Genomic DNA, 25,098 nt, shown 5'->3' on the forward strand with positions numbered 1-25,098 from the left:
TAAAAAGTTTGACAATGTCATACTAAATTATTCCCACTCCTTATCTCTTAAAGAACCTTGCAAGCTCTTAGGGATCTCAACTTTTATGCCGAAGAGCATTTTCATCTGAAGGGCGTTATAAACAGCTTGAGCTTTTGCGGTGTTATTAAAAAATATGTAAGTATCTTTATATCCGAGCTTTCTTATCCTGTCTTTGAGTTTTTTAAGCTCTTCAAGGGAGTAAAGGTAATCGTAAGGTTTTTGCGGATCTCTTCCGTGAAGCCTCACGTAATTTATGTTACCTATGGATACCCAGGGTCCCACAAGAAACTTACTTTCCTTAGGTGCATCGCTGTTTACTAAGGAAAAACCGTTTTCTTCAAGGAATCTGTAAAAGTCCGCACTTTTAAAGCTCTTACTCCTAACTTCAACAACTTTTTCAATATCTCTAAAGTCTTCTGAGAGTTTTCTAATGTATTCAAGGTTTTCTTGCGTGCGGTGAAAACTTTCGGGAAACTGAAAAAGCATTGCTATGAATCTATCTTCTTCAAGTACTGGCTCTATACTGAAAAGGATTTTTTTGACATCTTCACTTTTGTAATGTCTAATGTGGGTAAATATCCTATGAGCTTTCAAGGAAAATCTTAGGTATTTGCTCCTTGAAAGAAAACTTTTCACAGTGCCTTTACTGGGAAAAGAGTAAAAGGAGAAGTTAAGCTCAAGAACGTTGAAAAATCTTGAGTAATAAATTATAAACTCTTCTCTTCTTAAATCGTGGGGATAAAAAACTCCCCTCCATTCCTCGTAAGAGAAACCGCTACACCCTACATATACCTTCAAGGTATAAACTTGGACTTGAAATCTTTGATAGCTTCCTCTATCTTTCTCTTTAGATCGTCGTCAAGCGCTTTCTTTTCTTTTATCTCCTTTAGGACATCGGATCTCTCCTTCTCCATGTAAGCGTAAAGTTCTTTTTCAAACTTCCTTACAGACTCTACCGGCATATCATCAAGATATCCATTAGTTCCAGCGTATATGGCAACTATTTGCTTTTCAACAGGTATAGGGCTGTAAGGCTCCTGTTTGAGAAGTTCCACAAGCCTGAGCCCTCTGTTTATGGTTTGCTGAGTCGCCTTGTCCAGTTCAGCGGCAAATTGAACGAAGGCTTCCAGCTCTCTAAATTGGGCAAGATCAAGCCTTAGGGTGCCTGCAACCTGCTTCATGGCTTTTATCTGAGCTGCACCACCAACACGAGAGACAGACAAACCTACGTTTATGGCTGGTCTTACCCCTTTGTTAAAAAGGTCGGGTTCCAAATATATCTGCCCGTCGGTTATGGATATGACATTAGTGGGTATGTATGCGGCTACGTCGCCCGCCTTTGTCTCTATTATAGGAAGAGCAGTTAGGGAACCTGCGCCGAGTTCATCGTTAAGTTTTGCAGCCCTTTCAAGAAGTCTCGAATGAAGGTAAAAGACATCACCCGGGTAAGCTTCCCTTCCAGGTGGTCTTCTCATAAGTAGTGACAACTGTCTGTATGCTTCCGCATGCTTTGAAAGATCATCGTATACAACCAGAGCGTGCCTCCCACTGTCCCTGAAGTACTCACCTATGGTACATCCTACAAAAGGTGCAAGGTACTGTAAGGATGCGGGATCTGTGGCGGAAGCTACCACTACGCATGTGTATTCCATTGCACCACTACGCTCTAAAAGCTCTATTATTCTTGCAGTGGTTGAACGCTTCTGACCTACGGCCACGTATATGCAATAAACATCCGTATCCTTTTGGTTGAGTATGGTATCTATGCATATGGTAGTTCTTCCAGTGGATCTGTCCCCTATGATAAGCTCACGCTGTCCCCTACCGATGGGTATCATGGCGTCAATAGCTTTTATACCTGTCTGTAGAGGTTCATGAACAGATTTTCTCTTTACAACACCCGGTGCTATCTTTTCAACTGGTGATCTGTATTCGTACTTTATAGGACCTTTCCCATCGAGTGGATTTCCAAGAGGATCTATAACCCTCCCTATGAGTCCGTCTCCCACAGGAGCGTCAAGTATCCTTCCTGTCCTCCTAACTATGGAACCTTCCTTAATCCCGCTTTCACTTCCAAGAATTATTATACCCACATTGTCCTCTTCAAGATTGAAGGCAAGACCCATAACTCCACTTTCAAACTCCACCAGTTCGTTTGCCATAACGTTATCAAGCCCATATGCCCTTGCAACACTATCTCCCACATAATAAACCACACCTATCTCTTCCATCTTTGCGGTGGCTTCAAAACCTTTTATGTGTTCCTTAAGGAGCTGCAGAGCTTCCTCATAGGTAAGTGTTGCCATAACAAACCTCCTTGTATAACTTTATAAAAATTATACCATGTTGGTCAGAATACGTTTAGAAGATTTTCTACTCATAAAACAGCAGGAAGTGGAATTTGAAAATGGACTGAATGTTCTTACAGGAGAGTCAGGTACGGGAAAATCTCTAACAGTTTCTTCCCTTCTTTTTCTTATGGGCAATCAGCACAACTATCCTGAAGGCACAGCGGTTGAGGCTGAATTTATAAAGGATGATGAGCAGATAATCGTGAGAAGGGAAATAAAGAAGGGTAAAAGCAGGTATTATCTGAATGGTATTGGGAGCGTCCAGAAGGTTGTAAGGGATATAGTCTCTAACATGGTGTTACTTCAAGGGCAAAATGACAGATTGAAAATACTCAGAAAAGACTTTCAGAGGGATGTTTACGATAGGTTTGCTGATGTGCTTCATATAAGAAAAGAGTATGAAAAACTCTATGTGAAGCTCGAAGATCTAAAAGAAAAGATCGCAAAGTGGAACGAAAGGCAAAGGGAAAGAGCTATAAGGCTTCAAATACTCCGTGAAGAGCTAAAAGACATAGAGAGTGTAGGGTTAAGTAGCGAAGATTACGATAGGCTAAGGGATAGACTTATCATACTCAATCATATGGAAAAGATAAATGCTCTCATAGAGCGCGCTCTTGCTCACCTGAATGTGGAAGGTGGTCTTATGGACAGGATCCTTGACGTTAAGAAGGCTTTATCTCAACTTTGTGAGTATGACAGATCGGCTGAACCGCTCTTGAAAAGTGCGGAGGGTATATCAGATGAGTTAAGGTATTTAAGAGATCAACTTAGTTCCCGATTGCTTGAGGTGGATGCGGAAGAGATAAACAGGTTAAACGAAAAGATTTATGCGGTGCAAAAGCTTGAGAGACGGTACGGTATGAAGTACGCTGAGGTGCTTGATTACGCAAAAAGTCTTAGATCCCAGATAGAAAGTTTTACCAAGGAGGAGGAAAGCAGAGAATTTTTGGAGGAGGAAATAATAAGCTTGAGGGAAGAGCTGTCCAAGTTAGGGGAGAGACTCTCTCAAGGTAGATTTTCGGCGAAGGAAATCTTTGAAAAGAAGGTTCTTGAAACTCTCAAAGATATAGGATTAGAGAGGGCATCTTTTAGGGTAAAACTTTCGGAGGAAGAAGGTAGATACGGAAAGGAAAAGGTGGAGTTTCTCTTTTCGTCTTATGGCAGGGATGATGAACCTTTAGATAGTGTAGTTTCCGGAGGTGAGATATCCAGAATAGCTCTGGCTCTGTTTTTGCTTCTTCCAACGTCAGAAACATACATACTTGATGAAATTGATACAGGTATAAGCGGTGAAACATCCCTCAAGCTTGCCAGACTTTTGAGGCGACTATCGGAAAACATGCAGATAGTGGTAATAAGCCACTCTCCAGCAATTGCGAGTGCAGCACACAGACACATACTTACAAGAAAGGAGTTCATAGGTAGTACAGCTTTTATCAGGATAGAAGAACTAAAAGGTGAGGAGAGGGTGAAAGAGATAGCGAGACTAATGGGTGTAGTTTCAGACAAAACAGTAGAAGGTGCAAAGGATCTCATAAGGGAGGTTTGCGGTGTTTGAAGATATAGAACGAGCTATAAAATTGGTAGAAAGCTATGTAAAAAAAAGGGTAGAGGAATTCAGAAAGCTAAGAGATGTGGGTATAACCCACTATGACTTTAGACCTTTTCTTGATGTTGATCTTGAAGCGGACGTATTTTCTGAGCTTTGCTTTTGTATACTGACAGCAAATTCTTCTGCAAGTGTTGGCATACGCCTCCAGAAAGAGATAGGTATAGAAGGTTTTAAAAGTATGAGCCTTGAAGAGCTAACAGATGTAATATCAAGGCACGGGCATAGGTTCGCAAGACAGAGAGCCGAAAGGATAGTAAAAGCGAGGAAAGTTTTTGAAGATGTTATGGAACTTTTGCGTAGCGCAAGAAGCGGTAGAGAGATAAGAGAACTTCTCAGCGATGCGTGTTCCAAGTATAAGGTTGAAGGTTTCGGTCTTAAAGAAGCTTCTCACTTTTTGAGAAATACGGGCTTTGACGATGTTGCCATAATAGACAGGCATGTTTTGAGATACCTAAAAGAAAAGGGACTCATACCTGACCAGAAAACGTTGACGAGAAGAATTTACCTAATTGCCGAGGAAAGGTTACAGGAAGTGTGTTCTCAACTCGGACTCACTCAAGCTGAGCTTGATCTTTATATTTTTTACATAAAGACCAAGAAAGTTCTCAAGTGATGAGAGAAGCTTTAATTAATTTTGTAAAGGAACTGAGAGATGCGTCTAAAGACAAAGCGATCATTGTTGAAGGCAAAAGGGATAGGGAATCCCTTGAGATGTTAGGGATAAGAAACGTATTTACGCTCGGTGGAAAAAGGTTTAGGGATCTTCCCGACCTACTTGAAAGCTTTTCTGAAGTTATACCTCTCTTTGACCTTGATCCGCACGGTGAGAGAATAAACAGGAAGATAAAGGACATTTTATCCTCTCAGGGTTATATTTTAATAGAGGACTTCAGAGATAGAATGAGAGAACTTAATCTTCTTTTTGTGGAGGAGCTTTATGAAAAGGTCAGAGGTGTTGACAGCGGTTCTGGTACAAGACAGATTGATAAGACTAAACCTGCGCCTCCTTGAAGGTTTATTATTGGAAATAAAAGCTGACATAGAGGAGAGCAAGATCTTAGCTGATGCATGCCTTGAAGGTAAGGATAGGGATAACTACGAAAGAGCCATGATGATGATAGAGGAAAACCTTCTCCTTAAGATCTCGGAGGTTCTTGATCATGTGTATGACCTTTATGAGATCTTTAACTTTGATATCACCTTTTTAGCTTCATTACCAGAGGAAATAGAAAGGGAGATAGAGAGGCTTGATGCTCTAAACTCCATAAACACCAAACTTGAACTCATTTTATCCGTTATTGACGAACTTTTACTTTTTGAAAACGAAAGTGAAAAGCTCAAAGCCATACTTACACCTTTTAGGGTGTACAGGGAGGTGATAGAACATTCCATATCCTTCAACAGGAGGTTATGGGATCTTACCTTTCAAAGTTCTTGAAGAAGTTCAAGGACTCTCTTTGCTGAAAGTTGTTCAGCTTCCTTTTTACTGTTCCCTACAGCAACAGCTCTTACTCCCTTTACTGAACACTCCACTTCAAAAACCTTACCGTGCTGAGGACCACTCACAGAAATCACCCTATAAGTAGGGCGTTCTTTCCACCTTTTCTGGGTTATTTCTTGAAGTATAGTTTTGTAATCCTTCCTATAGTCAGAAGACTTTGCCATAGTGACTATTCTTTCTCTATAGAGGTTTTCAAAGAGCGTTCTGGTCAGATTCGTATCCCTACCTGTATCCATATAGATAGCTCCCCATAAGGATTCAAAAGCATCTCCCAATATGGATACATTTACTTTAAACTTTCCCTTTTTGCCACCTACGAGTAAGTATCTTTCAAGCTCAAGATCATGTGCAAGCTGATGCAGAAATTCTTCGCTGACAAAGAAGGCTTTCATAGGTGCGAGTTCTCCCTCCTTCGCTTGTGGAAATTCGCACACGAGTATGTCAACTACAAAGAGGTTTACCAGAGCGTCACCTAAAAACTCAAGGGTTTCGTAACTCTTCACACCTTTTTCTATCGCATAAGACTTATGAGTAAGAGCCTGCTCTAAGAGTTTTTTATCCCTGAACGTGTATCCGAGTCTCTCCTCTAAGTCTTTATACTCTTCTGAATACGAGGCAGGCATTTGTTCCACCAAAGCCGAAGGAGTTGGATAAGGCAACATTGATTTCTTTACGAACCGCTTTGTTTGGTGTATAGTCAAGGTCGCATTCGGGATCTGGCTTTTCAAGATTTATGGTAGGTGGGATCACTCCTGTCTGTATGGTCTTCACTGTTGCCACAGCTTCAACAGCACCCGCCGCACCCAGAAGGTGTCCTATCATAGATTTGTTGGAACTTATTTTGAGTTTATAAGCATGCTCACCAAACAGATTTTTTATGGCTAAGGTCTCGGCTCTATCGTTGAGAGGTGTGGATGTACCGTGAGCGTTTATGTAATCTACCTCATCAGGTTTTATTTTAGCATCTTCAAGAGCCAATTTCATACACATATACGCTCCTTCCCCATCCGCACACGGAGCGGTTATGTGATAGGCGTCATCCGTTGCTGAATATCCTACGATCTCAGCATAAATTTTTGCTCCTCTTGCCTTGGCATACTCATACTCTTCTAATACAAGCACACCCGCACCTTCCCCCATCACAAAACCGTCCCTTTCCATATCAAAGGGTCTTGATGCCTTTTGTGGCTCATGATTCCTGGTTGAAAGAGCTTTCATAGAGGCAAAACCCGCTATACCCAGCGGTGTGATGGCGCTTTCACACCCTCCCGCAATGGCTATATCTATATCTCCTTTTTGGATCAGTCTCATGGCATCTCCTATGGAGTGATTACCCGTAGCACAAGCAGACACGACACAGTAATTGGGACCTTTAAAACCGTACCTTATAGCAACAAGTCCCGCTGCCATATTGGATATACCGTAAGGTATAAAAAAGGGAGAAACTCTTCTGGGACCTTTTTCGGCAAGGATCTTCTGTTGTTCCTCTATGTCCCTTAGACCTCCTATGCCTGTGCCGATTATGACTCCCACCCTATAGGGATCAAACTTGCTTTCTCTAAGACCACTGTCTTTTATAGCTTCCTCAGAAGCTGCTACTGCATACTTTATAAAGTCAGATACCCTCTGTAGGTCTTTTTTATCAAAATAATCTTCTGGATTAAAGTCTTTTACTTCAGCAGCTATATGAACAGAAAGCCCCAGCTCTATGGGATCAAACCTCTTTATGATGTCAACACCGCTCACACCTTCTGTTAGATTTTTCCAAAATTTTTCAACACCTGTACCTATAGGTGAAACCACACCCAATCCTGTTACCACAACTCTGCGCATCAGTCCTTCTTTACTTTCTCCTTAAGGTAGTTAAGCACATCCCCTACAGTTCTTATCTTTTCCGCATCTTCGTCAGGTATTTCAATACCGAACTCTTCTTCAAAAGCCATTATAAGCTCAACTACGTCAAGAGAATCAGCTCCGAGATCTTCAACAAACTTAGCTTCAGGATTAAGTTTTTCCACCTCTACACCGAGCTGATCGGCTATAATCTCCTTAACCTTCTGTTCCAGATCCATTACTCAATCCCGAAAAACCAGACCTGCTACTCAGTCTGGTACTGGGGTATTTGTATCCCGCCTTTTAAAGCACACCCTACCCCAGCAGGCGGTTTTAGGTGTGCCTTTACTTTAAAATAATCACTTACTACTGAAGGGCTTTTTTTCATTCCCTGAAACATTATACAACTTTTTCAGGCATTTTTCAAGAAAGCTCCTTAGGTAGTGGTGGCAAGCTTCTTAGCTTCCTTTTTATTATATCCTGTGAGTATTTCTCCAGATAATGAACAATGGTCTCAACTCTTATTTTTATACTTCCTGCAGGTTTTGTTTCATCAAGTTCTCCGAACTTAAAAAAGAGCGTTCCCCTACTTTCAACTATCTTTTGCACAGGTGTATATGTTGGTTGATCCATGCCACACTCATAAGAAGAAAGCCTTATGACCCCAGTTATCCATGGGAATCTGCTCGCAAACTTGGAAGCCCATATTATCTCGTTGGTATTTGAGCTGTAGGAGGATGTCCAAACATCGGAGATATCGAAAGGGCTTTTTATGATTCCTGCTTTTATATCATGACCAAAAAGCCAATCCAAAAGCCAGTCATTTATAGGAAGATAATTGTACCACAAAACTGGATATCCGTAAGTTTGAAACTCCCCATCTATCTCGTGTCCTATACCTGTATCCATATGATAAGGTCTCGCAAGCACCAAAATAGCTGGTCTATTTTCTTTAACGCACCACTTTACAATGTCTAAGCTCTTACTCCTCATGTAAGCGTCAAAATCCTCTAAAGCCTTTAGCCCGTTTATCACAGCATCCCGTACCTCTTGGTAAGACACATCAATAACTTGTTTTAAGGATTCGTAAAGTTGCTTAGGGAGCAGTTCCGGTTCACCAAAGGTCACAAAAGGTGAGATATACTTAACACCCCTCTCTTTAAATTCATCCCTTTCCCTCAAAAAGCCCGCCTTTATATTCTCGGGAGCCATCATAACTCTCGTACAGCTAAGAGTGTCAAGTACATGACCTCTCAAAAAGGAAGGTAAAGAGTATATCATCGGGGTAAAGATTATATCCACGTTTTTTGCAAGCAGTTCGCCTATATGCCCAGCAAGGGCTTTTACCGGAAAGCAGGAATCCATAGTTATCCTTCCCTTTCCAAAGGTGCGGTACTGTTCTTCGGATGTGTCCGAGCTGAAAACTACCCTTAGCCCAAGGGAGCTAAAGAAACCAATCCAAAATTGATGCGTACCCCACACGTTCAAAAACTTTGGGATACCCACCTTAATGCCGGTTCTATCCTTGCCAAGCGATCTGATTTTTCTTTTGAGTATTTTCAGCATGTCCTCCTCCTATTCATCTTAAGTTAATCTACGCATCATAATTTAAAATGTGTAGCATGTTAAGAAAAATATCCTTTTTTCTTACTATACTTATCATCTTCTTGGGCATCTTTTGGTTTTACCTACACAGAAAGGGAAATAGGGAAAGTGAATTTAAACTGGAAAGGGTTTCGCGCGGAGACATAATCTCTAAGGTTTCTGCTACAGGGACTATAAATCCTGTGGCTACAGTTATAGTAGGATCTCAAGTTTCTGGAAAGATAGTTGCCATATACGCGGACTACAACTCCCGTGTCAAAAGGGGTCAGGTGCTTGCGGAGATTGACCCTTCCCTTTTTGAGGCACAGGTTCAGCAAAGCAGAGCCTCCTTAGAGACCGCAAAAGCTAACCTTGAGAAAGAAAAAAGAAACATGCAAGTTCTTATGGCAAATTTGGAAAATGCACAAGCTATGCTGGAAAAAGCAAAAAGGGACTTTCAGAGGGCTAAATACCTTTATGAGGAAAACTTACTTTCTGAGAGTGATATGGACAGTGCAAAGCAAACTTATGAGAGTGCATTGGCAAATGTGGAATCCATAAAGTCTCAAATAAAAGCTCAAGAGTTTGCTATAAAAGCTGCGGAAGGTCAGCTTATGCAGTCTCTGGCAAGCTTGAAAAACGCAGAGACTAACCTCAGATACACCAAGATAGTTTCTCCAGTTGACGGTGTTGTGGTAACCAGAAACGTAGAAGTAGGGCAGACGGTGGCTGCGAGCTTTCAAACACCTACGCTTTTCCTGATAGCGAAAGACCTTTCCAAGATGCAAGTAGAGGCTACAGTTTCTGAAGCAGATATAAGTAAGATAAGAGAGGGGCAAGAGGCTGAGTTCACTGTAGATGCTTATCCCGGAAGGATTTTCATGGGAAGGGTATCACAGGTAAGGTTATCACCCGTAAGCGTTCAGAATGTAGTTACATATACAGTTATCATCCCTGTAGATAACACCCATATGCTCCTAAGACCCGGTATGACGGCCAACGTATCCTTCCTTGTAGCTAAAAGGAGAAATGTCCTTAGAGTTCCAAACGTAGCCCTCAGGATAAGGATAGGAGGTGAGAGACAAAAAGGTGCAGGTGTATGGGTTCTCAGAGACAATAGACCGGTTAGAGTTCCTATAAAGACGGGTATAAGCGACGGCACATATACGGAGGTAGTTTCTGGAGACTTGAAGGAAGGTGATGAAGTTATAGTAGGTTTAAGGGAAGAAAAGAGAGGCACAACCGCTCCGAGGTTCTTCTGATGGCTCTCATAGAGCTAAGGGATGTCAAAAAAAGCTACAAGTTAGACAGCATAGAAATTCCAGTATTGAAGGGTATAAGTATGATCGTTGAGAAAGGGGAGGTAGTGGCTCTTGTTGGTCCATCAGGTTCTGGAAAGTCTACACTTATGAATATAATCGGCTGTCTTGATGTCCCCACTTCGGGAGAGTATATACTGGATAATATCCCCGTTCAAAATATGAACAGTGATCAGATAGCGCACATAAGGAATAAGAAGATAGGTTTCGTTTTCCAAAACTTTAATTTGATAGCAAGACTTACCGCTCTTGAAAATGTGGAACTTCCTATGATATACGCAGGTGTGGGTAGGAAGGAGAGAAAGGAAAGAGCCATGGAGCTTTTAAATATGGTAGGTCTATCAGATAGAAGCGGTCATTATCCCACACAGCTATCTGGCGGACAGCAACAAAGGGTTGCGATAGCAAGGGCGTTGGCTAACAACCCTTCTATAATACTCGCAGACGAGCCAACGGGAAGTTTGGATACCGCAACAGGCAAAAGCATAATGGAACTACTTTTGTCTTTAAACGATAAATTTGGAACTACTCTTATAGTAGTCACCCACGACCCTACAGTAGCTTCCTACTGTAGACGCACAGTAAAAATAAAAGATGGTCTTTTGGTGGAGTGAGATATGAGCTTTTATGATCTTCTTTGGATGGCTATGAGGGCTTTCAAAGCAAACAGGATTAGGTCCTTTTTAACCACCTTGGGTATAGTTATTGGGGTTTCTGCAGTTATTGCTATGCTTTCTGTGGGCAAAGGGGCAAGCGAAAAGATACAGGAGCAGATAGCGAGCATAGGAAGCAACCTAATTATCGTGCTTCCCGGCAGTACTACGGCAGGAGGCGTGAGGATGGGGCTTGGAACACAGCCAACCCTTTCCATAGGGGATGCTCAGGCTGTGGCCAAGGAATGTCCCAGTGTTTTGCGTGTCGCACCGATTAGAGCAGGTGTAGCACAGGTAGTTTATGCAAACATGAACTGGGCAACAGGTGTAGTAGGCACCATTGAAGATTACTTTGAAATGAGAGATTGGAAGGTAGTCTCTGGAAGAGTCTTCAGCGACGAAGACGTAAGAAGCGCCTCAAAGGTAGCGGTCTTAGGTCAAACGGTTGTGGACAACCTTTTCGTAGGAGAAGACCCAGTAGGCAAGGTTATCAGAATAAAAGGCATGCCCTTTACAGTTATAGGAGTTCTTGAAAGAAAAGGACAGTCTCCAATGGGTCAAGATCAGGACGATACGATAATAGTTCCAGTATCTTCTGCGCAAAGGTTTCTTTTTGGAACTACCTTTCCCGGTCAGATAGATAGAATGATGGTGCAGGCTATAGGACCGCAGTATATGGAGGACGCGCAGGAAGAAGTGAAACAGACTATACTACAAAGGCATAAACAGGAAGACTTTACAGTTAGAAACCTTACACAGTTTCTGCAAGTTCAGGAGCAGTCAGCCAGAGTTATGTCTTTACTTTTACTCTCTGTAGCCTCTGTTTCCTTGATAGTGGGAGGTATAGGCATTATGAACATTATGCTTGTTTCTGTTGCGGAAAGGACAAAGGAGATAGGTATAAGGATGGCTGTTGGTGCTAAGGTATGGGACATAAGAATGCAGTTTCTTTTAGAAGCTGTAATTCTGTCAACTCTTGGAGGTTTTGTTGGAATAATACTGGGGGTTGTTTCCTCCTACCTAATGTCTAAAGCCTTTAGTTGGAACATACTCATATCTATTCCTGACATCCTCATAGCTTTCAGTTTTTCCTTCTTTGTAGGTATCCTCTTTGGCTTTTACCCAGCTTACAAAGCGTCAAACCTCAACCCTGTAGATGCTCTTAGGTACGAGTGAGCTTCTTGAAAGCCTCCTTCCTTACAAAGTCGGACACATTGGGGAAATTCTTCTTTATACTTTCCATCTGCTCCTTTATTACCTTTAACTCCCTTTCATCCTCCACAAGACCCTTTGGACAGGAGTTATTGACAATAAGCCTTACCCATCCCCTTTCTAAAGGTACCTTACTCCATGGTCTTCCCTCACCTTCTCCCAAATAAACATCTATAAAAGTCCTCTGACAGTTTATAGGACACCAGTGGCATACGGTTTCCTTTGAGGTGGTGGTCCTGTAGGTAAGCTCTTCAATTACCTCAAAGCCCCTAAAGCGTGTGCTTTTATGCTTTTCATAGTGCTCAAGAGCTATCAAGGCTGAGCCTATGGCTCCCGCCTCTCCTGAGTATGGATGCACGTATATTTGAGCCTCTGGCACTTTGGACTTTATAAAATCTATCTGAGCTTTTACTACAGCAAGGTTTCTGTGAGTGCCTCCTTGAAGTATGAACTTTCTGCCCACCTGAGAGAGGTTGTTTATGTTGCCTGCATAGACCCATACGTTCAGAGGAAGCACTTGGCAAAGTCCTGCCAGAATTTCTTCCGCCTTCCAGCCCTTTCTTTGCTGATTGACTATGTCGCTTTGCAAGAAGACACCACAGCCCATGGTAAAGTTAGGCATTGCCTTTGCCTGAAAGGCTCTGTCCGCTATCTCACTGAGGGGTATGTTAAACCTTTCCGCCACGCCCTGCAGAAAGGCACCATTTCCGGAAGAGCACTGAGAGTTTAGCCTGAAATCTACCACAGACCCCTGCCTTATTATCATGATTTTTACATCCACACCACCCACGTCGCATATACAGTCCGCATCAGGAAAGAAATAAAGCCCCGCGGTGGCATGAGCTACTGTTTCCACTACCGCCACATCAGCCCCAAGCACATCTTTAAGAAGGTCCTTACCGTAGCCTGTAAGACCGAGGGCAAGCACCTTCACATCTTGCCCGAAAAACTCCCTAATTCTTCTGAAAATTTCCTTCGCATCTTCTATAGGGTTTCCCTTGCTCAGGCTGTAGCAGGAAAAGACAAGCTCTTTGTCTTTGCTCATACAGACCGCCTTTGCGGTGGTGGAGCCAAAATCACAGCCTATGACGATTTCAGATACTTTCTTTGGCACTATCTTGTTTTCTATTACATAAGAAAACTTCTTCTTAAACTCTAAAAGCTCATTCTCAGAGCTTACAAGACCTTGTTTTCCTTCTTTTAGCTTTTGAAGATGCTGACCTTCTTCCACCCACCACAGAAGCCTATCTTTGCCCGCATAAACGACTCCTTCCTCACCCATGGCTGTAAAGACACAGCCAAGAGCTGCATAAAAAAGAGAGTTTTCAGGCACTATCACCAGCTCCTGCATCTGCTCCTTGCTGAAGTCTCCTATTCCTCTTTCTTTCCAGAGCCTCTGAAGGTGAAACCTCCAAGCCTGTTGAAGACCTCTGAAAAATAGATTAGGACCTCCGAGAAGCAAGACCTTTGGAAGAGGAGTGTTGCCTTTGGTAAGCTGAGAGAGGTTTTGATAGACAACTGCTTCAAAGAGAGAGGCTATTATCTCTTCCTTTGGCACGCCAGCCTTTACTAAGGAATTTACATCCGCCTCCGCAAATATACCGCACTTGGCACTTATTTTGTGGAGGGTGTATCCTTCGTAGCCCATCTGAGATAGAAGCTCTGAAGGTATGCCCAGCTTTCTTGCAGACTTTTCTATAAAGGTGCCTGTCCCACCAGCACACACGTTCTGCATATAGACCTGTCTGTTTTTCTTGCCCTCCTGCTCCTTTATGAAGACCGTCTTCATATCCTCCGCGCCTATTTCACTGACAAACCTCACATCAGGGTGAAGTTTTTCTACCGCTGTGGCTACTGCCACCACCTCCTGAACAAACCTTGCACCTATCAGCTCCGCTATAAAACCTCCGCCAGAGCCTGTCATATAGACCCTGTCCCTGCCCGGACTAAAGCCAAAGCTGTTTTCAAGCCTGATGAGAAACTCAAGTACTTTCTCCGCCTGCCTTGTATTGTGCCTCTCGTAGGCTTTATCTAAAATATTACCCTTTTGGTCTGTTAGCACATACTTGCATGTGGTGGAACCTACATCTATGCCAAGCAGGAGCATCTTATAACCTCCTCATCAACCTTGCCACATGCATAACATAGTTAGCGGACGTGCCCGCATAGCCATAGTGAGGCACCTTGTAAGTAGCCTTTCTGAGCTCAGGTTTTTCCTCCTCAAATTCCCTTATTTTTTCAAGTGTCAGTCCAGTTTTCTCTAAAGCTTCTTCAAACTCTTCCTTTGCTCTTCTTTTGGCTTCTGTAAGCACCATTTGACAGCGCGAATAGGCATGCACTTCCGCATCCCCCTTTATCTCAATGGGAGCATAAAGAAGGTCTGGATAGTCTCCGAGCACTTTAGCCATGGCACCTACTGACATAGTATTTGGAAGACATCCATAAGGTGAAAGCTCGCAGACCATGTGTGCCTGCTTGTTTTTGTAAGCATATAGAGCCTTACCTATCAGCATATGTCCCTCTCCACCCGTGAGCCTGTAGTAAAAGTATGGTTTTGCAAGTTCTTTTAGCGTCCTCTGGTCTGGAAGGGGGTTTGGTATGTCATTTAAGGCTTTTCTTAGCCTGTTATAAACGAACCTATAAAGCCATGCTATTGTCTGAATGGCAATTTTTTTAAGGTAATACTTTTTCACAAAACCTTTTGCATCTTCCAGCTTGAAAAGCTCCATGTTTATAAGGTAGTCCATCCATACCGCTATGGGAGGTGGTATAACCTCCGCACCTTCCTTCTCTAACCACCTTTTTATGTTGTAGTTGCCATCCCCCTCGTGGGTTTGAAGCCAAAACTCGCCCGTTATCTTAACCTTTGGCTTTACCCTTAGCCTATCTACCTGTATGTGGTCCCATACTTCTCTTCTTACCTCCTCCAAAGTCTTAACAAAGTAGTTTGTAAGCACGTGCCAAACAAGAGAATCAAGCTTTTTACCCCTTACCTGTCTTTTCCTAAACTTTTCGTAGAGCATTTCTATACTATCTTTTACAGCCTTGTCTGTTTGACCCTCTACAAGCTCGTAGGGTCTTGTGGCATACTCCATGTCTGTGATAAGGTCTCCCAAAAACATGGCATAGACAAGACCGAAGGTGAGGTTCATATCAATCTCAAGACCACCCCCCGGTGCAGACTGCTCCATTCTAAGAAGGTCAAGTAGATAGAGCCTAAAGTCTGTGAGGTTAAGCCCCTCTAAAACTCTTTCGTAAGACTCGTGATACTGTCCGAACCTACAGGGACCGCAGGCACCTACGGTGACGAAAATATAGTTGTTCTTTACTCTATCTCTTCCTTCCCTTTTTTCTATATCCATGAGCGTTCTTGCCAAATTGCCAGCGGTAAAGGTGGTAGGACAGCAAGCGCCTACATCTATGTATTCCTTGCCTATATCAAGATCTATTCTTTTTATCTCTTGCAAAGGTTCTGCTTTATATCCCATATTCTCAAGGGAAGCCTTTATGAGCTTTTCGTGTTTCCACGTTAATCCGCCAAATAGTATTGTAGTTTTAACTCTCTCCTCTTTAGTGAAGGGTCTGGGTTTGTAAGCTCTATAATCAAGTACCTCCATGATCTTACCCTCCTTAAAGGCTTTTTTTAAAAAATTAACTCCAGATGAAAAGGTTTGTCTGTTTAATATCATAAAGAGGTTTCCAACTCGTTTTTGGCGGGAGAGCAAGGGAATCGAACCCTCCGGAGATCGCCTCCAGCGACCTCCCACGGGATTTGAAGTCCCGGGGCGGCACCAGCCAGCCACACTCTCCCTACCTTTTAGGAAGGCATTCTATTCCTTCCCTACTTATTATAGTTCTTATGATTTCTAATATGTCATCAGCTCTCTTAAGTCTCTTTATGCTCTCTTCATCGGAAGACTTTATCCTGACTATCCACGTCTCGTATGGATGGCTGACTATCGGAGATGGATCCTTCTCAAGTGCATGATTCACCTCAACTATCTTACCGCCTATAGGTGTTGGGAAAGTGGATACCCTTTTGCCAGCTTCAACTATAGCTAAATTATCGTCATACTCAAGCAATGTCCCAACAGGTTTTATTTTTATTGAATAAAGTGGATAAGCGAGAGAAGCTAATATGGACATAAAACCTATAGAATAAATATCTTTCTTCTCTTCCTTCACCCATTGAAAAAGCATTCTCTCCTCGTTTACTCTGTATAACCTGTCCTTCTTTATTACGCAACCTTTTATAACTATGTCTTCCATGTTTTTAGCTCGCGAAAACAGAGAAGAAGCCAGAAAAAACTTTAATACCTCTCTCCTGCTTATCATAGACCTATTATGTTTCTTTCAAACTTTAAAAAACCTCTCTCCTTAGCCCACAGGTCTAAAGAAAGTGTAGCTATATCATCAAGGTGTGGCACTGCAAGTCCGTCAATTCTCATGTCTATAACCTTTATGTAAGTATCGCATTTTTTACAAACTTGCAGTAATACGTATTTTTCCCTTTCATCATAGTAATACTCAAGGGTATTATCTTCGTTATTAGCGCATCTGACACACTGAGTTCTGTTGTAGAGCCATTGAGTATTACACAAAACACAGCTGAGATATCTTCCACCTTCTACATCCTCATTGTCCGCTATATAGGAAACACACGGTTTAAAACCGCACACTGGACATCTATTCTTTAGCCATTGGTCTTTTTTTAAATCCATATTTTCGGAGATCTTGGAGAAGAAGGGATTTAGGAAGGTTATAAAGATGAATCTCTCTTCGTCAGGGGCATCCTTCTCCTTCAAAAATTTTTCCAGTTTATAGGTGAGAGCATCTCTATCAAGGCTCTTAAGATCTTGAGCCTTTTTTTGCAGTAACGAACTTGCACCATTCTCACATAATTCAAAAAGATGGTAAATTTTCTTTATTTGACCTTTCCAATCACCATCTTTTATGCTTTCATACAGTTCCTTCTGAAACAGCATAGTACTTTGGAGAAAATCCAATATGTGAGAGATTTCTTGATGCTTCCTTTTTAATACAGTCAGCCTTTCTAAGTGATACTCCCTTTCTCTCAACCTAAATAGCTTCACTTTATAACTCCACAAGCTATCCTTGCCCCCGCATCACCGGCGGGATCCGTTTTATAGTCGTCACGATGGTGATGTATCATCAATGCGGTACCTCCTTCCTTCATAAGACTGTTCTCTTTTCCACGCTCTAAGGTTACGTAAGTGTTGAGGACATGAACCTTAAGGTTGCCATCGCTATCCGTAAAAACGTTTGGCATATCTCCAGCGTGATGTCCTTCAGGATTTAAAAGACCATGCTTTTTCTTGTAAGGGTTGAAGTGCCCCTTAGCAGACATAAAGTCAGGTGGATCACACTTTCCAAGTTCGTGTATGTGGAAGGCAAGCTCTGAGCTGGGTGGAAGCCCTGAAGCCTCAAGTTTTATGAGAACTCCATCATTGGTCTGTAAAAGCTCAGCGATTCCTATCTTTTCACCCTTCTGGTTTATGAGATCAGCCCTTGCCTTAAGTTCCTGACCAGCTGAGAAAGAAAGGAAGATGGCGCATAGCGCCATCCCCTTTGCCAAACAGCTAAGCCCCCCCATAGCACTCACCTCCTCACCTCCTCCCTGAACCATTTGGGATGGTGCCTCATAGCCCAAAGAGCTGAGACTTTCCCTGTTATCATACCGGATAGAGAACCGGGAACTCCTACAGTTCCCATATAAACATGGACTATGAAACCTGCACCGACTATTATAAAGGAAAGGTCATGAAGTACTATGGAGATTCTCGTAAGCGTTCTTGGAAAACTCTCAGGAAACCACATAAGAATACCAGTGACCAAAAAGATAACACATCCTATAAACACCATCCAGCCAAAGATCTTCTGCCCTGCATTGTATTTGCTCGCTTCTGGTAGTTTTTCCTCTTCACCCTTTACATAGTACTTTACACTTTTGAGCCATGTAATGTCATCCTGTGTCAGGAGAAAGTCCTTAGACCACTTTACAAACATGAGAAGCACTCCCACCGAGAAGACTAACCCTGCCCAAGGGTGAAGCCATCTTGCAAATTCAGTACCTCCAAGTATGAGAAGAAGCCACGCAAACTTTGGTGAATATATACCAAGACCTGAGAGAAAAAGGTAAAGGAAACTTATGGCTACCACCCAGTGCAGTACTCTATCAAACTTGCTAAACCTCTCTATCTCCATCTCTTCAAGGTTTTTTGTCTCTTCCATGATCAACCCTCCTTCTTCTTACCCACTTTTATAGGTCCAAAGAGTATGAGCTGTAAAAAGGCTCCGAGCAGTGTACCCCACAAAACTATGGCACCTAAGACTTTTATGGGACCTTTCCACAAGCTCACCCACGGTGATATGCTTGCCTCTTTGGGAAGTCCGTACATCTCCGGCATATCCCCATGAGGTAGAACGTATATGTAACCTGTGCCACCCACCCCTTTGGGATCGTAAACGGTAGCTTTGTCAAACCCTCTCTTTTTCAGCTCCTCTACCAGTTTGTTAGCTCTAATGAGCATCTCCTCTTTTATACCAAAGTGTAAAGCGTTCGTTGGACAGGTTTTGACGCATGCAGGCTCAAGTCCTGCGGAAACTCTATCTATGCAGAAGTTACACTTCCATGGCTTGTTGTTTGCATCGTATCTTGGGACATCAAAGGGACAGCCAGAAAGGCAGAACTTACATCCTATACATTTGGAATGGTCAAAATCCACTATGCCGTTTTCATACTGGATTATCGCACCCGGAGAAGGGCAAGCCTTTAGGCATCCCGGATCTCCACAGTGCATACACTGGTATTTAGTTATAAACCATGTGATACCCCTTTGTGTCTCACCTTCCTGAAACCTCATATACATAAACAGGTTCGGCAAAAGCCCAGGACCTGATTCGTATCCTGCAAAGAACATCTTTTTACTCTCATGGGGATATATGGGGGGTTTGAGATCATGCCACTGAGTACATGCTGCCTCACACCCTTTGCAACCTATACAGCTTGATACATCCACAAGTATAGAGAGGGTATCCGCACGCTTTATATTCTGATCAGGTAGTTTGGAGGCAGACACCCTCTTTAACCCAAGCCCAACTGTTCCATCAGTGGTGACAGTACTCATCTTTATACCTCCTCAAGCTTTAACCTTCTCTATGTTGCACAAAAATCCTTTGTATTCAGGAGTTTGGGAGTTAGGATCCCACACAAAAGGCGTAGTGAGATTGGCAAGTGAGCCCTTCACTATCCCTTCAAAACCCCAATGTATGGGTATGCCAACGGTATAAACCTTCTTACCGTTTACAGTGAGGGGTTTTATCCTTTTTGTGGGTATGGCGTGAGCTTGTACGGATCCCCTCGCTGTTGAAACCTTTACGAGATCGCCCATCTTTATGCCTAGCTCATTAGCAAGCTCTTCGGGAATTTCAATAAACATCATGCTCATCAAAGCTGATGTGCCGTATATGTGCTTCGTCCAGTAGTGGAAGTGTTCCACAACCCTGTAGGTAGTTCCTACGTAGGGGAACTTATCAGGTGTTCCCAAAAGATCAACGTCGGATTTAAAGACCTTCACTACAGGATTATGCGGGGTTTTGGGATGAAGCACGTTTTCAACGGGTGACTCATAAGGTTCATAATGTTCTGGAAAAGGTCCATCTACCAGTGCAGAAGCAAAGAGCCTCCCCCTACCTTCAGGGAGCATTATAAACGGTCCGTAATCGGGTGTTAGATCAGGCTTTATATCAGGTACATCGTAACCTACCCATTTTTGTTCCTTTTCGTCCCACCATATGTATTTCTTTTTGGGACTCCATGGCTTTCCACTTGGGTCTGCGGAAGCTCTGTTGTAAAGTATCCTTCTATTTGCAGGCCAGCTAAAGCCGTAACCTGGATAAACACCTAAACCTGATGGATCGGAGAGATCCGTTGATTTTGCTCTGTTGCCAGACTGAGGGAATACCCCAGAATAGAGCCACATACCGCAGGCTGTAGTGCCATCATCTTTAAGAACCACAAAGCCCGGCAGTCTCTCACCCTTTTTTACTACCACATTGCCTTTATCATCCGTTATATCCGCAAGAGCGTACCCGTTCATTTCGTGAAGTACCTCTTCAGCGGTAGGATAATAGGGATTTTTGAAGTTCCAAGTGAGGTTCAGTATGGGGTCAGGAAATTTACCACCTTCCTTCTGATATAGACCTTTTATTTTCATCCAAAGCTGACCTATGATCCAGTACTCATCTTTTGCATCACCGGGAGGATCCAAAGCTTTGTATTTCCACTTTATGGTTCTTCCGCTGTTGGTATAAGAGTTCTCTTTTTCAGCAAATATAGCCGATGGGAGCAAGAACACCTCCGTCTTTATGCTTTCAGGGTTAGTGTGATGTTTCCAAAAAGCTGCCATTTCGGTTTCAAAGGTATCTATAACCACCATCCACTTTAGTTTTCCGAGACCATCGGCAGTCTTTTTGACGTTGGGATTGCTTGCCAGTATGTTCATACCTACAGATACCATTCCCTCCATCTTGCCCCTGTACATTCTGTCAAGGATTTCGCTCATATCTATGATCTTTTCCATCTTGGGAAGATAGTGGTAAGCAAACTCGTTCTCCGGTGTTGCAGCATTTCCAAACCAAGCTTTCAGGAGACTCACGTAAAATTTGCCGTAGTTGGACCAATAATTCATTGAAAGATCAACAGCTTTTGGTGTATTGGCATCTATGTGGTCCTTTAAAGTTTGCTGAGGTGCGCTTGGCGGTTTGAGATAACCTGGCAGAAATCTCCCTTCACCTGCCAAGTCAGTCATACCCTGCACGTTGGAATGACCCCTCAGGGCGTTTATCCCACCTCCTGGAACCCCTATATTCCCAAGAAGTAGCTGAAGTATAGCCATAGAGCCTATCACTTGAGTACCCCAAGAGTGGTGTGTCCACCCTAAAGCGTAAAGGTGGGTCATGGATTTGTCAGGAGATCCCGTTTCAGCTACAAGTTTTGCCACCTCAAGAAACTTCTCTTTGGGAACTCCAGTTATCTTTTCAACTACTTCAGGTGTGTATCTTGAATAAAACTGCTTGAGGAGTTGGAAAACACATCTGGGATGTTCAAGGGTCATATCCTTCTTTGCCTGTCCTTTTTCATCAAGCTCGTAGCTCCACAGGGACTGATCGTACTTTCTCTTTTCCGGATCATATCCCGAAAAGAGTCCAGTTGTCGGATCAAAGTTGTAAGTGTCCTTTACTATGTATGCTGCATTTGTAAAGTGCTTTATATACTCTTCGTTGTATTTCTTGTTTTGTATAACGTAGTTTATCAGTCCTCCCATAAAGGCTATATCCGATCCGGGTCTTATCTGAACGAAGATATCTGAAACTGCCGCAGTTCTGTTAAACCTCGGATCCACACATATTATCTTAGTTCCTTTTTCATGCCTTGCCTTTATTGCCCATTTGAAACCGCATGGATGGTTTTCCGCAGGGTTTCCTCCCATAACGAATATCAGATCCGCGTTCTTTATATCCATCCAGCCGTTGGTCATTGCACCTCTTCCGAATCTTGCGGCCAAACTGGCCACCGTTGGTGCGTGTCACACCCGTGCCTGCGTCTCTCGTGCCACAAGCCCGAGGGCTACACCCGTTTTCACCCAAAGGTAACCCTCCTCGTTTCCGAGCGTGCTTCCAACAACCCACGCTATACTTTCGCATCTGTTTACGATCCTCCCCTGATCGTCCTTCTCTATAAATGTTCTGTCTCTTGTATCCTTTATAAGCTTAGCTATTCTGTCTAAAGCTTCTTCCCAGCTTATCTCCTGCCAGTCCTTAGCACCTGCAGGTCTGTAGAGTGGCTTTGTAAGTCTCTGCGGAGAGTTTACAAAGTCCCTAAGCGTTGCCCCCTTCGGACAGAGGGTTCCTCTGTTTACAGGATCATCTGGGTTCCCCTCTACGTGTACAACTCTGGGCTTTACATTCATTGCACCATCAGTCAGCGTGTATATTAAAACACCGCACGAAACGGAACAATAGGGACATATGCTTTTGGTAACGTTAGCCTTTGCTATCTTCAGGTCCCTAACCCTGGCATGAGCGGGTGTAAGGTCAAAACCGAGACCTCCCACAAGTCCGGCACCTATTGAAATTCCAGAAAGCTTCAGAAAACTTCGTCTAGTGAGTTCCATACCTTTCACCTCCTCACTAACAATTTATGACCTTTTTTTCCTCTTTTATTTTGAAAATTTCAAAGATAAAGCCATAGACATTTCAATATTAGAATTAGCTTAAGAAAGCATGGCGATAAACTTCTCTAAAGGCACAGGCTTGCTCAGGTAAAAACCCTGCAGATAATCACAACCTATGTCTCTGAGTATGTTCAGTTGGGACTCTCTCTCCACACCTTCAGCCACCGTTTTTATACCGAGAGTCTTTGCCACGTTCAGTATAGCCATCACAATCCTGAAGATTTTCTCATCAGTATCAACGAGTCTCACAAAGGATATATCTACCTTTATATAGTCCACGGGGAACTGGGTAAGGTAGGAGAGTGAAGAGTACTTTACTCCAAAATCATCAAGCGTGATCAGAAAACCGCACTTTTTCAACGCTTCCATCACTTTCTTTGCACGCTGTATGTCTTGAACGATCACCTCTTCCGTAAGCTCTACGTTCAAGTATCCGGGAGATACACCGTACTTTTCTACTATCTGACATAGTTTTTCTACGAGATCCTCCCGCTGTAACTGTAAAGGTGAGAGATTTACACAAATGGGTACATTTATACCGTATTCTTTAATTATTTGGGCGCATTTATCAAATACGTAGTAGCCAATATCCACAACTAAACCTATCCTTTCAAGAAGTGGGATAAATTCTCTCGCCTGCAAAAGTCCGAACGTTCTTGAGTTCCATCTTAAAAGTTCCTCAGCCATGACTATCTTGAGATCCGAAGATCTATAAATAGCTTGAAAGTAAATTGAAAACTCATTCCTGTCAAAAGCACCCCTCAATTCTTCTTCCATCTTTACAAATCGAGAGAGTCTTTCGCCTTCCTCTCTGTTATAAAACTCGTAGCTTCCGGGAACATCTTCCATAGACTTTCTAAGTGCTATTTCTGCATTATTAAGAAGTTGATTGGCGTTTAATCCGTCCGCTGGGTAAAGGGATATACCTATATGAAGTCCCAATCTATGCGTATGACCTTCTATGTTCAACTCTCCAGCTTTAAATACACCACTTATGAGTTCATACACCTCCTCTATATTATCCACCCTTTTAAATAGGGCAAATTCGTCGTTCCCATAACGTGCGCAAAAACCCGGGAGCATAGAAAGATTCTTCGCAAATGCTTTTAGAACCTCATCACCGAAGTTTGATCCAAAGGTAGCATTTATGCCTCTCATGTTATATATGTCTACCAACAAAACAACGAAGTTGCTTTCAGGTGTTTTTTCTACAGCGCTTTCCAACTCACTGAAAAAGCTGTTTTTGTTAGGTAAGTTCGTCAAAAGGTCGTAGTTAAGCATTTTGTGGATTCTTTCTTCCATCTGTCTTACGTAAGTTATATCCCTTGCGGTGGATACAAAATTGATGATACTTCCACTTTCGTCTTTTATTGGACTTATCACAGCATCAAGGTAGAAAATACTTCCATCCTTTTTCCTGTTTACAAAAATCGCCGAAAACTCTCTTCCAGAAAGCAGGGTTTCCCAAAGTTCTTTATAAAACTCCCTGCTGTGAAATCCAGATTTGAACACACGTGGCGTTTTTCCAAGAAGATCCTCCCTTTTGTAACCGCTTATGCGCTCTACAGCAGGATTGGCGTAAATTATTCTACCATCAGTATCCGTTATTAATATCCACTCGTAAGATTGTTCAGCTATCATGTACATGATCCTCATGTTTTTAAGAAGATCTATGTGTTCTAAAGCGAAAGATAGATCCTCACCAAGCTCCTCTATAAGCTTTACGACCTCATCGGTAAAAAAGCCCTTTTTATCAGAGTAAAAGTTTAAACTACCTATGACCTCATCTTTGAATTTTATTGGATAGGCACAGCTTGAAAGATAACCCCTCCTTAACATCTGTGCGCGCCAGGGCAAAATTGTTGGGTTTGTTTCCGTATCGTTATTTATCTGAGGAGCCTTTTCCAAGATCGCCCTTGCGGAAGGACCTTTGTTTAGTTTTTCGTCATGTATGTTTATATTGATGTTTTCAAGGTAATTTTCTACGTATCCGTAAGATGCTACTGGCTTTAAGTTTCCCGCATCATCAAGAAGACCTATCCACGCCATTCTTAAACCTGCTACCTCAACAGCTATCCTGCACACTTCCTGAAAGATCTCCTCTCTGCTCTTGGCTTTTATAATAGCCTGATTTACAGAAGACAGCGTCTTGTATAGACTGACTGTAAATGACACCTTTTGCCTTTCGTAAATATAACTCAGGAAAACTGAGGCAGAAAGAAGCAGTGCAACATAGTCCTTTTCCCCAGATTGTGAGCGATCAGCCCTTTCGCAAAGTATAAAACCTTCTACCTTACCCTCTCGCAAAAATGGTGCTATTAGAACTGCCTTTGTACCTTCAAAATTAATATACTCTCCCAGGCATTTGCTTACTATCCTATCTTTTAACGCTTCTTTGGAAATTAAAATCCCCTCACTTTCCAAATACTCAATCAACTCAATACAGCTTTCCTTTTTGACCAAAAGCCCTCCTATGAATTCCTCACTTTCCTTTATGTACATATATTCGCAAAAGAGAACGTCCTCCTTTACACTCCAAAAACTTACCCTATCCGCATCTAAAGCTTGCGCGCACAACTTCAACAGATCCTTTAGAGCAAAGTCCTCAGAAGTGATAAATTGGGAAGCCTTTTTAAAAAAATCAAAGGGTTTCATTTATTCCCTCCCTCAACATCACGAGCAAAAACCTTGAAAATCAAGCGTTTTATTAACGGGGGGGGGTAAACACCTTTTTATATTTTTGAGCGCTTCCACCA

At 42.6% G+C, this 25,098-nt stretch carries 22 protein-coding genes and 1 tRNA gene; 7 read left to right on the plus strand and 16 right to left on the minus strand.

The window, feature by feature from the left end:
- Nucleotides 1–27: 27 nt before the first annotated feature.
- Nucleotides 28–819 (minus strand): DUF72 domain-containing protein, encoded by a 792-nt coding sequence (locus ABWK04_02315; protein MEZ0360722.1) that lies wholly within the window; start codon nucleotides 817–819, stop codon nucleotides 28–30.
- Nucleotides 816–2,327, minus strand: a complete 1,512-nt coding sequence (gene atpA, locus ABWK04_02320; protein MEZ0360723.1) for a F0F1 ATP synthase subunit alpha — start codon at nucleotides 2,325–2,327, stop codon at nucleotides 816–818. The genes ABWK04_02315 and atpA overlap by 4 nt, the downstream gene beginning before the upstream one ends.
- Before the next feature lie 37 nt (nucleotides 2,328–2,364).
- Here atpA and ABWK04_02325 point away from each other — a divergent pair, with 37 nt between their 5' ends.
- The 4 genes from ABWK04_02325 to ABWK04_02340 are packed head-to-tail and all read left to right on the plus strand — an operon-like array spanning nucleotide 2,365 to nucleotide 5,422.
- Nucleotides 2,365–3,930 carry an AAA family ATPase gene (locus ABWK04_02325; protein ID MEZ0360724.1) on the plus strand — a complete coding sequence of 522 codons (1,566 nt, stop codon included), beginning with the start codon at nucleotides 2,365–2,367 and terminating at the stop codon, nucleotides 3,928–3,930.
- A complete protein-coding gene (locus tag ABWK04_02330) occupies nucleotides 3,923–4,597 on the plus strand; it encodes an N-glycosylase/DNA lyase (protein MEZ0360725.1) in 675 nt (224 codons plus the stop codon). The genes ABWK04_02325 and ABWK04_02330 overlap by 8 nt, the downstream gene beginning before the upstream one ends.
- Entirely contained in the window at nucleotides 4,597–4,995 is a 399-nt protein-coding gene (locus ABWK04_02335) for a toprim domain-containing protein (GenBank protein ID MEZ0360726.1), read from the plus strand. Before ABWK04_02330 ends, ABWK04_02335 begins: the two co-directional genes overlap by 1 nt.
- Entirely contained in the window at nucleotides 4,922–5,422 is a 501-nt protein-coding gene (locus ABWK04_02340; GenBank protein ID MEZ0360727.1) for a hypothetical protein, read from the plus strand. The genes ABWK04_02335 and ABWK04_02340 overlap by 74 nt, the downstream gene beginning before the upstream one ends.
- On the opposite strand, the gene rnc is transcribed toward ABWK04_02340, so the two are convergent.
- From rnc to ABWK04_02360, 4 genes are all read right to left on the minus strand, one after another.
- Entirely contained in the window at nucleotides 5,410–6,108 is a 699-nt protein-coding gene (rnc, locus tag ABWK04_02345) for a ribonuclease III (GenBank protein ID MEZ0360728.1), read from the minus strand. The genes ABWK04_02340 and rnc overlap by 13 nt on opposite strands.
- A complete protein-coding gene (gene fabF, locus ABWK04_02350) occupies nucleotides 6,080–7,318 on the minus strand; it encodes a beta-ketoacyl-ACP synthase II (GenBank protein ID MEZ0360729.1) in 1,239 nt (412 codons plus the stop codon). Before fabF ends, rnc begins: the two co-directional genes overlap by 29 nt.
- A complete protein-coding gene (acpP, locus tag ABWK04_02355) occupies nucleotides 7,318–7,557 on the minus strand; it encodes an acyl carrier protein (GenBank protein MEZ0360730.1) in 240 nt (79 codons plus the stop codon). Before acpP ends, fabF begins: the two co-directional genes overlap by 1 nt.
- A gap of 184 nt (nucleotides 7,558–7,741) precedes the next feature.
- A complete protein-coding gene (locus tag ABWK04_02360) occupies nucleotides 7,742–8,884 on the minus strand; it encodes an acyl-CoA dehydratase activase-related protein (GenBank protein ID MEZ0360731.1) in 1,143 nt (380 codons plus the stop codon).
- Between the two features lie 56 nt (nucleotides 8,885–8,940).
- On the opposite strand from ABWK04_02360, the gene ABWK04_02365 reads away from it, so the two are divergent.
- From ABWK04_02365 to ABWK04_02375, 3 genes are read left to right on the plus strand one after another with little or no spacing between them, the layout of a single operon-like run.
- Nucleotides 8,941–10,164, plus strand: a complete 1,224-nt coding sequence (locus tag ABWK04_02365; protein MEZ0360732.1) for an efflux RND transporter periplasmic adaptor subunit — start codon at nucleotides 8,941–8,943, stop codon at nucleotides 10,162–10,164.
- Entirely contained in the window at nucleotides 10,164–10,835 is a 672-nt protein-coding gene (locus ABWK04_02370) for an ABC transporter ATP-binding protein (GenBank protein ID MEZ0360733.1), read from the plus strand. Before ABWK04_02365 ends, ABWK04_02370 begins: the two co-directional genes overlap by 1 nt.
- Nucleotides 10,836–10,838: 3 nt before the next feature.
- A complete protein-coding gene (locus ABWK04_02375) occupies nucleotides 10,839–12,050 on the plus strand; it encodes an ABC transporter permease (GenBank protein MEZ0360734.1) in 1,212 nt (403 codons plus the stop codon).
- Here ABWK04_02375 and ABWK04_02380 read toward each other — a convergent pair.
- From ABWK04_02380 to ABWK04_02425, 10 genes are all read right to left on the minus strand, one after another.
- Nucleotides 12,037–14,193 (minus strand): BadF/BadG/BcrA/BcrD ATPase family protein, encoded by a 2,157-nt coding sequence (locus tag ABWK04_02380; protein ID MEZ0360735.1) that lies wholly within the window; start codon nucleotides 14,191–14,193, stop codon nucleotides 12,037–12,039. The genes ABWK04_02375 and ABWK04_02380 overlap by 14 nt on opposite strands.
- Before the next feature lies 1 nt (nucleotide 14,194).
- A complete protein-coding gene (locus ABWK04_02385) occupies nucleotides 14,195–15,703 on the minus strand; it encodes a hypothetical protein (GenBank protein ID MEZ0360736.1) in 1,509 nt (502 codons plus the stop codon).
- A gap of 94 nt (nucleotides 15,704–15,797) precedes the next feature.
- A tRNA-Sec gene (locus ABWK04_02390) sits at nucleotides 15,798–15,897 on the minus strand.
- Nucleotides 15,897–16,421 carry a glycine cleavage system protein H gene (locus ABWK04_02395; GenBank protein ID MEZ0360737.1) on the minus strand — a complete coding sequence of 175 codons (525 nt, stop codon included), beginning with the start codon at nucleotides 16,419–16,421 and terminating at the stop codon, nucleotides 15,897–15,899. Before ABWK04_02395 ends, ABWK04_02390 begins: the two co-directional genes overlap by 1 nt.
- Nucleotides 16,418–17,179: a formate dehydrogenase accessory protein FdhE gene (locus ABWK04_02400; protein MEZ0360738.1), complete on the minus strand. Its 762-nt coding sequence runs from the start codon at nucleotides 17,177–17,179 to the stop codon at nucleotides 16,418–16,420. Before ABWK04_02400 ends, ABWK04_02395 begins: the two co-directional genes overlap by 4 nt.
- Nucleotides 17,176–17,700 carry a superoxide dismutase family protein gene (locus ABWK04_02405; GenBank protein ID MEZ0360739.1) on the minus strand — a complete coding sequence of 175 codons (525 nt, stop codon included), beginning with the start codon at nucleotides 17,698–17,700 and terminating at the stop codon, nucleotides 17,176–17,178. Before ABWK04_02405 ends, ABWK04_02400 begins: the two co-directional genes overlap by 4 nt.
- A gap of 5 nt (nucleotides 17,701–17,705) precedes the next feature.
- Nucleotides 17,706–18,338 (minus strand): formate dehydrogenase subunit gamma, encoded by a 633-nt coding sequence (locus tag ABWK04_02410; GenBank protein ID MEZ0360740.1) that lies wholly within the window; start codon nucleotides 18,336–18,338, stop codon nucleotides 17,706–17,708.
- Between the two features lie 2 nt (nucleotides 18,339–18,340).
- Entirely contained in the window at nucleotides 18,341–19,234 is an 894-nt protein-coding gene (fdxH, locus tag ABWK04_02415; GenBank protein ID MEZ0360741.1) for a formate dehydrogenase subunit beta, read from the minus strand.
- Between the two features lie 12 nt (nucleotides 19,235–19,246).
- A complete protein-coding gene (gene fdnG, locus ABWK04_02420) occupies nucleotides 19,247–22,282 on the minus strand; it encodes a formate dehydrogenase-N subunit alpha (protein ID MEZ0360742.1) in 3,036 nt (1,011 codons plus the stop codon).
- 99 nt (nucleotides 22,283–22,381) lie between these two features.
- Entirely contained in the window at nucleotides 22,382–24,997 is a 2,616-nt protein-coding gene (locus ABWK04_02425; protein MEZ0360743.1) for an EAL domain-containing protein, read from the minus strand.
- Between the last annotated feature and the right edge of the window lie 101 nt (nucleotides 24,998–25,098).

The sequence above is a fragment of the Hydrogenobacter sp. genome (assembly GCA_041287335.1).
GTDB lineage: Bacteria > Aquificota > Aquificia > Aquificales > Aquificaceae > Hydrogenobacter.